The 11,407-nt window shown below is 55.9% G+C and carries 13 protein-coding genes; 9 read left to right on the forward strand and 4 right to left on the reverse strand.

Annotated features, from left to right (window positions below; translation table 11 throughout):
• Positions 1-38: 38 nt before the first annotated feature.
• The 3 genes from KUV22_RS07310 to KUV22_RS07320 form a co-directional block, all read right to left on the reverse strand.
• Entirely contained in the window at positions 39-1,349 is a 1,311-nt protein-coding gene (locus KUV22_RS07310; RefSeq protein WP_315857513.1) for an amidohydrolase, read from the reverse strand.
• A gap of 147 nt (positions 1,350-1,496) precedes the next feature.
• Positions 1,497-3,098, reverse strand: coding sequence for an AbgT family transporter (locus tag KUV22_RS07315; RefSeq protein ID WP_261319254.1), 1,602 nt, complete (start codon positions 3,096-3,098; stop codon positions 1,497-1,499).
• A gap of 307 nt (positions 3,099-3,405) precedes the next feature.
• On the reverse strand, positions 3,406-4,149 hold the full coding sequence (locus KUV22_RS07320) for an OmpW/AlkL family protein (protein ID WP_222229777.1): 744 nt from the start codon (positions 4,147-4,149) through the stop codon (positions 3,406-3,408).
• A 216-nt stretch (positions 4,150-4,365) separates the two neighbouring features.
• Between KUV22_RS07320 and KUV22_RS07325 the strand changes: the two genes are divergently transcribed.
• Positions 4,366-5,073, forward strand: coding sequence for a glutamine amidotransferase-related protein (locus tag KUV22_RS07325; protein WP_224917506.1), 708 nt, complete (start codon positions 4,366-4,368; stop codon positions 5,071-5,073).
• A gap of 69 nt (positions 5,074-5,142) precedes the next feature.
• On the opposite strand, the gene KUV22_RS07330 is transcribed toward KUV22_RS07325, so the two are convergent.
• Positions 5,143-5,691 carry a thioredoxin family protein gene (locus KUV22_RS07330; RefSeq protein WP_222229781.1) on the reverse strand — a complete coding sequence of 183 codons (549 nt, stop codon included), beginning with the start codon at positions 5,689-5,691 and terminating at the stop codon, positions 5,143-5,145.
• 187 nt (positions 5,692-5,878) lie between these two features.
• Between KUV22_RS07330 and KUV22_RS07335 the strand changes: the two genes are divergently transcribed.
• From KUV22_RS07335 to KUV22_RS07370, 8 genes are all read left to right on the forward strand, one after another.
• Complete coding sequence (locus tag KUV22_RS07335; RefSeq protein ID WP_222229783.1) at positions 5,879-6,787, forward strand: urease accessory protein UreD; 909 nt, start codon at positions 5,879-5,881, stop codon at positions 6,785-6,787.
• Between the two features lie 27 nt (positions 6,788-6,814).
• The gene (locus KUV22_RS07340; RefSeq protein ID WP_077400481.1) at positions 6,815-7,117 is read left to right on the forward strand and encodes an urease subunit gamma; all 303 of its coding nucleotides are present in this window, start codon (positions 6,815-6,817) and stop codon (positions 7,115-7,117) included.
• A gap of 15 nt (positions 7,118-7,132) precedes the next feature.
• A complete protein-coding gene (locus tag KUV22_RS07345; RefSeq protein ID WP_222229785.1) occupies positions 7,133-7,468 on the forward strand; it encodes an urease subunit beta in 336 nt (111 codons plus the stop codon).
• Positions 7,465-9,180, forward strand: coding sequence for an urease subunit alpha (gene ureC, locus KUV22_RS07350; RefSeq protein WP_222229788.1), 1,716 nt, complete (start codon positions 7,465-7,467; stop codon positions 9,178-9,180). The genes KUV22_RS07345 and ureC overlap by 4 nt, the downstream gene beginning before the upstream one ends.
• A gap of 17 nt (positions 9,181-9,197) precedes the next feature.
• Positions 9,198-9,752: an urease accessory protein UreE gene (gene ureE / locus KUV22_RS07355; RefSeq protein ID WP_222229790.1), complete on the forward strand. Its 555-nt coding sequence runs from the start codon at positions 9,198-9,200 to the stop codon at positions 9,750-9,752.
• Positions 9,733-10,422, forward strand: a complete 690-nt coding sequence (locus KUV22_RS07360; RefSeq protein ID WP_222229792.1) for an urease accessory protein UreF — start codon at positions 9,733-9,735, stop codon at positions 10,420-10,422. The genes ureE and KUV22_RS07360 overlap by 20 nt, the downstream gene beginning before the upstream one ends.
• Before the next feature lie 29 nt (positions 10,423-10,451).
• Complete coding sequence (ureG, locus tag KUV22_RS07365; protein WP_222229794.1) at positions 10,452-11,093, forward strand: urease accessory protein UreG; 642 nt, start codon at positions 10,452-10,454, stop codon at positions 11,091-11,093.
• A gap of 102 nt (positions 11,094-11,195) precedes the next feature.
• Positions 11,196-11,405 (forward strand): hypothetical protein, encoded by a 210-nt coding sequence (locus tag KUV22_RS07370; protein WP_222229796.1) that lies wholly within the window; start codon positions 11,196-11,198, stop codon positions 11,403-11,405.
• Positions 11,406-11,407: the final 2 nt, after the last annotated feature.

The following is an 11,407-nucleotide window of genomic DNA, read 5'->3' on the forward strand; positions in this document are numbered from 1 at the left end:
AAAGGCGATCATAAGATCGCCTTTTTTATTGCCAAGCATTACTGGTTTTGTTGCCTGTCCAGATAATCGATGGCCAGTTGGGTAATCGCCTTGGTGCCAATTTTCAGGGCGCTCTCATCCACGTAGAACTGCGGTGAGTGGTTGCTGGCAGCGGTGGAAGGATCGGTACCCTTGGGGGTAACCCCAAGAAAATAGTAGAAGCCCGGAATTTCATTGGCGAAGAAGGAGAAATCTTCGGCGCCGGTGATTTTCGGAATCACCATTACCTTGTCGTCGCCGGCGGCGGCTTTCAGTGCAGGTATGGCTTCCTCGGTGAGTGCCGGATTGTTGACGGTTACCGGGTAACCCTCAAGAATTTCCACTTTTGCCTCGGCGCCACTGGCTTCGGCAATTTTTTCCGCAGTGATCTTCAAGCGTTTGAAAATTTCCTGGCGGTTATCCATATCGAAATTACGAATGGTGCCGTTCATGTACACGCTGTCGGGAATAATATTGTTGCGCACACCACCGTCGATAATGCCGAAGGAAACCACGGCGGGTTCTTTGGTGATATCAATCTGACGGCTAACCAGTGTTTGCGTACCCATCACGATCTGTGCTGAAGCGGTAATCGGGTCGACGCCGCCCCAGGGGCGGGAGCCGTGCGTCTGGCGGCCATGCACGTGAATTTTGAACTGATCGGAGCTCGCCATCAGCGGCCCGGAACGGTAGCCGATGACACCGGAGGGCAGGCCCGAAGTCACATGCTGGCCGAACGCCACGGCGGGTTTGTACTTCTTGAACAGCCCCTCTTTAAGCATTAATTCGGCACCACCTTCTTCGCCCTCCGGCGCACCCTCTTCGGCGGGCTGGAAGATAAACAGGATGTTGCCGGCCAGTTCGTCGCGCATGCCGGATAGAACCTCGGCAGCACCCATCAACATGGCCACATGGGTGTCGTGCCCGCAGGCGTGCATCACACCAACTTCTTCACCGTTGTACTGGGTTGTTGCCTTTGACGCGAAGGGCAGGTCCACCTGCTCGGTTACCGGCAGCGCGTCCATGTCCGCGCGCAGCGCCACGGTGGGTCCGGGTTGGCCACCCTTGAGGAAACCAATCACCCCGGTGTGGGCGATACCGGTTTCCACTTCCATACCGAGGTCTTTCAGGTGTCGAGTAATGTACTTGGCAGTTTCAAATTCACGATTGCCCAGTTCCGGGTTCTGGTGAATATGGCGTCGCCACTCGATCACGTTGGGCTCGGCCTTCTTGAGGGCAGTGTCGAGATTGTTTGATTGTGCTTGGGCGAGAGCGCCGTGGCTAACAAACGCCAGGGCGGAAAGAGAGAGGGCAATTAGGGGCTTTTTCACAAGAACATTCCTGTTTTGCGGTGCATGGCTCCAGTGAAGCAAACCATGCACCGCGGCAGGAATCAATCTTTGTGACTCTTTGTTCTTACTTGTGTCCTTACTGTGTGCGCTTGGCGATATCCACGCAGAGGCTGCTTTACGCCAGTCTTACATAGTGAAGTAAGTCGCCGCGCCCGGTCCTACCGGCATGCCCGCAACAAATACCCACAGGAAGAACAGTGCGGTCCAGCCAACGAAGAAGAAGATAGAGTAGGGGATCATCGTTGCGATCAGTGTACCCATGCCCAGGTCTTTCTTGTAACGCGTAGCGAAGGATACGATTAGGCCGAAGTAGCTCATCATCGGGGTAATGATGTTGGTGACCGAGTCGCCGATCCGGTAGGCCGCCTGAATGACTTCCGGTGCGTAGCCCAGCAGCATCAGCATGGGCACGAAGATCGGTGCAGTCACAGCCCACTGGGCCGAGGCGCTGCCAAGGCTCAGGTTCACCACACCACACATCATGATAAAGAACAGGAACAGAATCGGGCCGGTCAGGCCGATACTCTGCAGGGCCTCGGCACCCAGTACCGCAAAAATGGTGCCCAGGTTGGTCATTTTGAAGAAGGCCACAAACTGTGCGGCGAAGAACACCAGCACGATGTACATGCCCATGGTGCCCATGCTCCGTGACATGGCGTCGATCACATCGCGATCATTCTTCATGGTGCCCACGGTCTTGCCGTACACAAAGCCCGGAACCGCAAAGAACACCACGATCAGTGCCACAATGCCTTTCAGGAACGGGGAACCCGCCACGGCACCGGTTTCCTGATTGCGCAGCACGCCCCACTCGGGAACGATGGTGAGCGCCAGCAAACCGCACACGCCCAGCACTGCCAGGCCTGCGTATTTGAGGCCGCGCTTCTCATCACTGGTGAGCTCGGTCATCTTGTCCTGGGACAGGTCGACAGAGGCCTCGCTGTTATCGTATTTGCCCAGCTTGGGCTCCACAATCGCCAGGGTTACCCAGCTGCCCACAATGGTGATCAGGAAGGTACTGATAATCATGAAGTACCAGTTTACTTCCGGGCCGACCACATAGTTGGGGTCGATCATATGTGCGGCGGATTCGGTGATGCCTGAAAGCAGTGGGTCAACGGTGCCCAGCAACAGGTTGGCGCTGTAACCGCCGGAGACACCGGCAAACGCGGCGGCCAGGCCCGCCAGCGGGTGACGGCCGAGGGAGTGGAAGATCATTGCGGCCAGCGGGATCAGCACCACGTAACCGAGTTCAGACGCGGTATTGGAGATGATGCCAGCAAACACCACGATTACGGTCACGGTGCGTTTGGAGGCCTTCAATACCATGCCGCGCACGGCCGCGGAGAGCAGGCCGGAATGTTCGGCGATACCCACACCCAGCAGGGCCACCAGCACCGTGCCCAGTGGGGCGAAGCCGGTAAAGTTGGTGACCAGGGTGGTAACAATTGTCCTGAGTCCTTCACCGGACAGCAGGTTCACCACGTGGATAACGCCGTCGGCAGAGCGGCCCGCGGCGCCTTCCGGGCGCGGATCGATCACAGAAAGCCCGAAGAAGGATGCCACACCACTCAGCACGATCACGCCGAGGGCAAATATGGCAAACAGGGTAATGGGGTGGGGCAGCAGGTTACCCAGCCATTCCACGGTATCGAGGAAGCGGGTAAAGGCGGTTTTTTTGCCGGAGGCTCCGGGTTGGATCTCGCTGGGGGAGGTGGATGTCGTCATTATGTCTCCTCTGGTTCACCTGCCGGCTAAAAAATAGTCAGTTGGCGCGCAATCATACATGAAAATGGCAGCGATGACTTCGTGGGTGCTGATATGGATGCGTATTCTGCCACTTCATCTGCGGTCGGTTATATGGCGTCGACGCCGTGGTGCCCAATTATCGGCATATAAAAGCAGAGGCTGCCAGAGGAGTGGCGCTGAATCCAATGTTTGTCTGCGGTGATGTTGGGGCGGGGAGGGGCTAAATAGAGGAGGTAAAGCAGGGATAAGAGAGATGCGCGGGCGCTATCGCGCCCGCGCGAACAGCCTAGAACTTGTAGCCGATACCAATCGAGTAAACAAAGGGGTCGATATCCACATCGGCGGTGATGCGGGTAAAGGTATCGCCGCGGCTGCGGAAGTCGATTTTGGCCTCGGTGTCGATATCCAGGTACCAGACGGCCGCATTGAACAGCCAGTTGCTGTCTGGCCCGAACATCACATCCACACCGATTTCGCCGGCGAGCCCCCAGGAATCGTCGAGCCGGAGGTTCGCACGGCTAACGGCTCCGAGTACATCCGCGAAGTAGTCATTGGCAACGGTGCTGATGCTTTCGTCGGAGAAGGTGGTGAAATTCACCCCGAGGCCGAAATACGGCTGTACCCAGGACTCTTTGCACGTGGGAAACCACTGCACGGTAAGCGTGGGCGGCAGATGCTCGATACTGCCCAGGTCCACCTTGCCGAGTCGGGCGTTGAGGTTGTCGGGGTTGGGCAGGCCGACGACATCCAGGTCGTGCTCAAACGGCAGCGCCGCCAGCAACCCGAGGCCGAAGTGGTCTGCGAACATCCAGGTGCCGGTAAAGGTCGCGCTATCGCCATCGTCCACAAGGACCCGGGTGTTGGTTAGTTCGACGGTGTTGTCGATCAGCAGCGGGTCGGAATCATCATCCGGATCCACCAATCCCCAGCCAATGCGGACAATAAAGTCGCCTTGCTCCAGATCGGCCAGACACTGGCTGCTGGCGAGGGTGGCGGCGAGAAATGCGGCGGCCAGACTGAGTTTCTTCATAAGATCGCTCCTTGAACTTCCTAGCGGTGCGACAATGCAGTCCGGCATTGCCATTTTGCACGACACTTTCAGTCTAGCTGTCTGTCGAATGGAGAAACTTTCTTGCGTTTGATTGGGTGACATTCGGATCTGGGCTTGTGGCCTGCGTGTACTGCGGCAATAATGTGATCACAAAAATGATCCTTGTTGGTAATAGGCCTGTATATGGGTGAAGTAATGAAGATTGGTGTTCTTAAAACGGACGATGTGCGCCCGCAGCTGGTGGCCGAATTCGGTGAGTACCCGGAGATGTTTGCGGCGCTGCTGAAGCGTGAGGATGACGCGCTGGAGTTTGTCACCTACGAGGTGCAGCACGGTGAATACCCGGCAGATATCGACGAAGTGGATGCCTACCTGATTACCGGCAGTAAGACCGGGGTCTATGACGACCAGCCGTGGATTGCGCCGCTGATGGAGTTTGTGCGCGAGCTGCGCCGCAGCGAGAAGCCGACTTTGGGCATCTGCTTTGGTCACCAGATCATTGCCCACGCCCTGGGTGGTGAGGCGCGCAAATCAGAGAAGGGTTGGGGTGTCGGGGTGCACAGCTACGAAGTGCAGGAGACGCCAGCGTGGATGGTGGAACCGCAGCCGCAATTCAGCCTGCTGGTCAGTCACCAGGACCAGGTGGTGGCACTGCCGCCCCAGACCAAGGTGATTGCTTCCAGTGACTTCTGCCCCTATGCAATGCTGCAGGTCGGTGAGCACATGCTTACCATGCAGGCACACCCGGAGTTCACCAAGCCTTACTCCAAGGGCTTGATGGAATTGCGCAAAGAAGTATTCGGCGAAGATATGGTCGAGAAGGGCAAGGAATCTCTGCACAACGACATTCATGAGAGCGCGGTAGCGCGCTGGATGCTGGCGTTCCTGAAGAGCGCCGCCTAGCACTGGAATGCGTCTTTGAATGTTCCCGGTGCCATTATCGGGGCAATACCGGGAACATTCTGTCACCAATTACTTCCACTTAATGTTGCAGCCAATCGACGCCACCTGATCGTCTGCAGGTTTCTCCCCCGCCAACACCGCATTCACCGCGGCATGTAAATCCTTACCGTTGACCGGCGCATCGTTACCCGGGCGACTGTCATCAAACTGCCCGCGGTATGCGAGCTTCCCGTCTCTATCAAACAGGAAAAAGTCCGGTGTACAGGCCGCATCAAATGCCTTGGCCACGGACTGGTCCTCGTCTACCAGATATTCAAATTCATATCCCCGCAGCGCGATTTCCTCGCGCATTTTGGCCGGGCTGTCCGCAGGGTAGTTGGCGAAGTCATTACTGTTGATCGCCACAACGTTAACGCCCTTGGCCACCGTGTCCTTGCCAAACGCAGCCAGCCCATCGGCGATGTGCTTTACGAACGGGCAGTGGTTGCAGATAAACATCACTACCAGCGGCTTTCCACTAAGTGCATTGCTGTTGACCGCCTTTCCATCCGCATTGGGTAGCGCGAATGCCGGCATGGGGGTGCCGAGGGGAATCATGGTGGATGGGGTCAGGGCCATGGAGTGCTCCTTGCAAGGTGGGTGGGCATCAAAGTGTATCGAATTTACCGGAGTTTGGGGTTACCGGAGTCGGCGGCACTCAACTACGTCAATTGACGCATACCGTCATCCCACAATTCTTGCTTCCATTGTCCTCTAATCCAACCGATTGACGGCAGTCGTGGGCTGCCTTTTATGTACGTCTTTGATGAATCAGCTCGCCACCTCACAAAGTTCTGAAGGCCTTGGTTGTTCCGAAAGCGCGAGCAGTAGTGCGGGTCGCTGGTTGGCAGGACTGGAACTGGTATTTGAGCATGATACGCGGGGCTGTCGCCTGGCAAAAAATCATCATCGGGGGCCGCTGTATGTACAGAAACCATTCTTTCCCGAAGGGCGGGATTTGGCTCACATATATCTGTTGCATCCCCCGGGTGGCCTGGTTTCCGGGGATCAACTGGATATCCGCATAACCGTCGCAGAGTACGCACGGGCATTGGTCACAACAACCGGTGCCGGGCGTGTGTACAGGGCCCGCGGTGACGGACTATTGCAGCGGCAAAACACCCTGTTGCAAATTGCCGCTGGCGCGAGTCTTGAGTGGTTGCCTCTGGAGAACATCGCTTATCCCGGTGCCAATGGCTCCATGCACACCCGAGTGAACCTGGAACCGGGAGCGCTATTTGCGGGGTGGGAGGTGACATCACTGGGGTTACCTGCCCGAGGAGAGTCATTTCACAAAAGTCGATTGCATCAACGTCTGGAAATTTTTCTGGATGGTGTGCCGTTGCTGCTGGACTCGCTGCGTTTGGGGGACCCCGCGGTTGACATGCTGCGCTCAAAAGCCGGACTGAGCAATTTTCCGGTAAACGGGATGATGGTAATGGGGCCATTTGCGGAGTCGGTTTGTGATGACGCGATGGCCGAGTGCCGCCAGATTTTAGCGCGTGGCAATACGCACTGCCTCGGCGGCGTCACCCTTGTGGCCAATATGCTGGTAGTGCGCGTGCTGGGGCGTTGTGCATTTGAAGTACGTGAATTGTTGAGCCAAACGTGGTGCTACTTGCGTCCACAGTTACTCGGACGCAGTGCATGTGCGCCGAGGATTTGGCGCACATGAATTCAACAAAATAATTGCGGGTTTCCCATGGAATTATTGCCCAGAGAAAAAGATAAGTTGCTGGTCTTTACCGCCGCACTATTGGCCGAGCGACGTCTCGCCCGTGGCTTGAAATTGAATTATCCGGAAGCGGTAGCGTTGATCTCGATGGAAATTATTGAAGGCGCGCGCGATGGAAAAAGTGTTGCTGAGCTAATGGGTTTTGGCCGCGAAATCCTGCGCGCAGACCAGGTGATGGAAGGCGTGGCCGATCTGGTACACGAGGTACAGGTAGAAGCCACCTTCCCCGATGGAACCAAACTCGTGACGGTGCATAACCCCATCAGCTAACGCGGAGGCAGCAAGATGATTCCCGGAGAAGTTCAGGTCGCCGAAGACAGGGGCGATATTCAGCTTAACCGAGGGCGTGAAACACGGACCCTGCGTGTAGAAAACACCGGTGACAGGCCTGTGCAGGTTGGCTCTCACTATCACTTTTACGAGGTAAACCCCGCGCTGCGATTCGAGCGCGAACGTGCCCGTGGTTTTCACTTGAATATTGCATCGGGGACGGCGGTACGGTTTGAACCCGGCCAGGGGCGCGAAGTGGAGCTGGTGGCGTACGCCGGTGCACGCAAAGTGTTTGGATTCCGCGGTGAGGTCATGGGTGTGCTCGATGCTGTGGAGGTATGCGAGCCATGAGCCAGATGGATCGGGAAAGTTATGCACAGATGTTCGGCCCAACCACTGGCGATCGCGTTCGTCTTGGCGACACCGAGTTGTGGCTGCAGGTGGAAAAAGATTTCACTCGCTACGGAGACGAGGTCAAGTTTGGTGGCGGCAAAGTTATTCGTGACGGAATGGGGCAGAGTCAGCGTTCATGCGCAGAGACGCCCGATCTGGTGATTACCAATGCCCTGATACTCGACCACTGGGGTGTGGTAAAGGCCGATGTATCGGTGAAAAACGGGCGAATTACCGGTGTTGGTAAAGCCGGTAATCCCGATGTGCAGGAGGCGGTCGATATTGTCATTGGCCCTGGTACGGAAATTATTGCCGGCGAGGGTTCAATCCTTACCGCAGGTGCCATCGACGCGCACATTCACTTTATTTGTCCACAGCAGGTGGAGGAAGCGTTGATGTCGGGTGTCACCACCATGATTGGCGGGGGTACCGGTCCCGCTACTGGCACCAATGCCACAACGTGCACGCCCGGCCCTTGGAATATAGGAAAAATGCTGCAGGCCACCGATAGCCTACCAATGAATTTTGGCTTCCTCGGCAAAGGCAATGGCAGTTTGCCAAAGGCCATCGAAGAGCAAGTCGAAGCCGGGGCTTGTGGGCTCAAGTTGCACGAAGACTGGGGGACTACCCCGGCGGCGATCGACTGTTGTCTGACCGTTGCCGAAAAATACGATGTGCAGGTGGCAATACACACCGACACCCTGAATGAATCCGGCTTTGTTGATGACACGCTCGAGGCGTTCAAGGGTCGCGCGATTCACACCTACCACACGGAGGGCGCCGGTGGTGGTCATGCGCCGGATATCATCAAGGCCTGTGCTTCGGCCAATGTCCTGCCCTCGTCGACCAACCCTACACGGCCATACACGATTAATACCGTCGATGAGCATCTGGATATGCTGATGGTTTGCCACCACCTGGATACCAGCATTCCGGAAGACATCGCTTTTGCGGATTCGCGTATTCGCAAGGAAACCATCGCCGCGGAAGACCTGTTCCACGACCTTGGTGCTTTCAGCATGATTGCGTCCGACTCACAGGCGATGGGGCGTGTGGGCGAGGTGATTACGCGCACCTGGCAAACCGCACACAAAATGAAAGTCCAGCGGGGAACGCTGCAGGAAGACCGTGCCGGCGATGCCGCTGGTGCAGATAATTTTCGCGCGCGCCGTTACATTGCCAAATACACCATCAATCCCGCCATTACCCATGGCATTGCCCATGAAGTGGGTTCCGTCGAAGAGGGAAAACTGGCGGATCTGGTGCTGTGGAAGCCGGCCTTTTTCGGCATCAAGCCATCCATGATTATCAAAGGTGGCATGATCGCCGCAGCCCCAATGGGGGATCCAAACGCGTCAATCCCTACACCACAGCCGGTGCACTACCGTCCGATGTTCGGTGCGTACGGTATTGCTGCAGCAAAGACCTCTCTGACGTTTGTTTCACAAATTGCGATGGAGCGCGACCTCGGGAAAAAGCTCGGGCTCGCGCGCACGCTTGCTCCGTGTAAAAACACCCGCAGCGTACGCAAGAAAGATATGTTGCTAAACAACTGGCAGCCAGATGTGAGTGTGGACCCGCAAACCTATGAAGTGCGTGCCGATGGCGAGTTACTTACCTGCGAACCCGCCACAGAGCTCCCCCTTGCACAACGCTATTGCCTGTTCTGATTCCAAAGGAGATCTGTGTGAAATTGGATGTATATCAACGGCTCGGAAGTCGAGCCGACGTGGCGGCAACGGAGCAGGTTGTTCTCGACCATTTGCAGCGTGACAGAGGGCGGCTGCGTGCTACTACACTAGGCGGTCACGAAATTCGAATTTTTTTGGAGCGTGGCAAGCCGCTGTTGGTGGGGGAAATCTTGCAGAGTGAATGTGGCAAGAGCATCCAAGTGGTGGGTGCGGACGAACCCGTAACCACCGCCTACGCAGCGGACTGGCAAACGTTTAGCCGCGCTTGCTACCACCTGGGCAATCGTCACGTAAAGCTACAGATTGCCAATGCAGATGGTGAGCGTTGGTTGCGTTTTACCCCGGATCATGTGTTGGAAGAGATGCTCGGACTACTGGGGCTGACGTTGAAGAAAGAGCGCGCGGTATTCGTACCCGAATCCGGCGCCTACAGTGGTGGCCACGGTCACGGTCACGCCAGCTCTCACAGCCATTCCCACGAACATTCCCACGAACATTCCCAAAGCCACTCGAATAATGCTGGCGCAGCCCATGAGCATCACCACCACTGATACGGCTTTACTGCGTCTACTGCAGCTATCCAGTGCCAGCTTGCCGGTAGGTGGCTATGCGTTTTCACAAGGATTGGAGTTTGCCGTAGAGGCTGGTTGGGTAACCGACCTCGCGAGTGCCCGTGAATGGCTGTCGGTGCAGCTGCTGGAGTCCATCGCCGGCGTAGATTGCCCGCTGTTACTGCGCTGCCATCGAGCGTTACAGGTGGATGGCGCAGCAGTGGGAGCAAACCGTGAACTCGCGTATTGGAATCAGTACACCCTGGCATGTCGTGAAACCCGCGAATTGCGACTCACGGATACTGCAACAGGTGCGGCGTTGATGCGCCTGCTGACACAGCTGGATATTGTGCCGGTGCATTTGGATGGTGATGTCAGCTTTGTCGTGGCCTTTGCCGTTGCGGCGCATCACTGGCAACTCAACGAGGAGGCGGCCATGCTGGGGTTTGTGTGGTCCTGGCTTGAAAACCAGGTCGCCGCCGCTACCAAGCTGGTGCCTCTTGGTCAGACTCAGGCGCAACAGTTGATTGGCGAGCTGCAGCGGGAAGTTCCGATAGCGATACAACGAGCGCGACAACTTGAGGACCATGACCTTGGTGCCGGTCTGCCAATGCTGGCCATTGCCAGTGCCCGTCATGAAACCCAATACAGCCGCCTGTTCCGGTCTTAAAAAACCTCAAAAGTAAATCGGGGATAACGATGACTTCACAAAAAAAACAAACCCTGCGCGTTGGTATTGGCGGGCCGGTAGGCTCGGGTAAAACCGCGTTATTGCGGGAATTGTGTGCCGCGATGCGCAACCACTACCAGATTGCGGTAGTAACCAATGATATTTACACAAAGGAAGATGCACAGTTTCTCACTCGGCATGAAGCGCTGGACGCGGACCGAATTATTGGTGTGGAAACTGGTGGTTGCCCACATACAGCTATCCGGGAAGATGCTTCCATGAACCTCGCCGCAATTGATGAGTTGATTGCCCGTCATGGCGCATTGGATGTCGTATTTGTGGAGAGCGGTGGCGATAACCTCAGCGCTACGTTTAGCCCGGAGTTGTCGGATCTCACTATTTACGTCATCGATGTTTCCGCCGGGGACAAGATTCCTCGCAAGGGTGGTCCCGGTATTACCCGCTCGGACCTACTGATGATCAATAAGATTGATCTCGCACCGTTAGTGGGCGCGTCGCTGGAGGTAATGGATCGGGATGCCAAAAAAATGCGTGGCGAGCGCCCGTTTGTGTTTTCGAACCTGAAAGCGCAGCAAGGGTTAAAGGATATTATTCAGTTTATTGTGCGTGAGGGAATGTTGGAGGAAAAACCGATTCCAGCGATTGCTTAGTTAAGTAAGCGCCAAAAATCCAGAAGGGTCCCGACACAGAAGTTGGGTTAAGAAAATACTGTTTAGTTAACGAGTTGATGGAACTGTTAGGAAGGAAGTCGTATGAAAATGCAGTTAATTTTAAAGTTGGTGGCGATATGGATAGCTATGTCCGTAAGTCTTGTTGTGCATGCCCATGAAGGGCATGCTTCAGCTGGTGTGGTGCACGAACTGCATCATGCGTTATGGGTTGTGATGGCAATGGCAGTTAGCGCCGTAGCAGTGTTCTTGTTAAGAAAAAGTAGTAACACGCAGGAAGAGTCAGAAGACTAACC

The sequence above is a fragment of the Microbulbifer agarilyticus genome (assembly GCF_019800665.1).
Lineage (GTDB): Bacteria > Pseudomonadota > Gammaproteobacteria > Pseudomonadales > Cellvibrionaceae > Microbulbifer > Microbulbifer agarilyticus_C.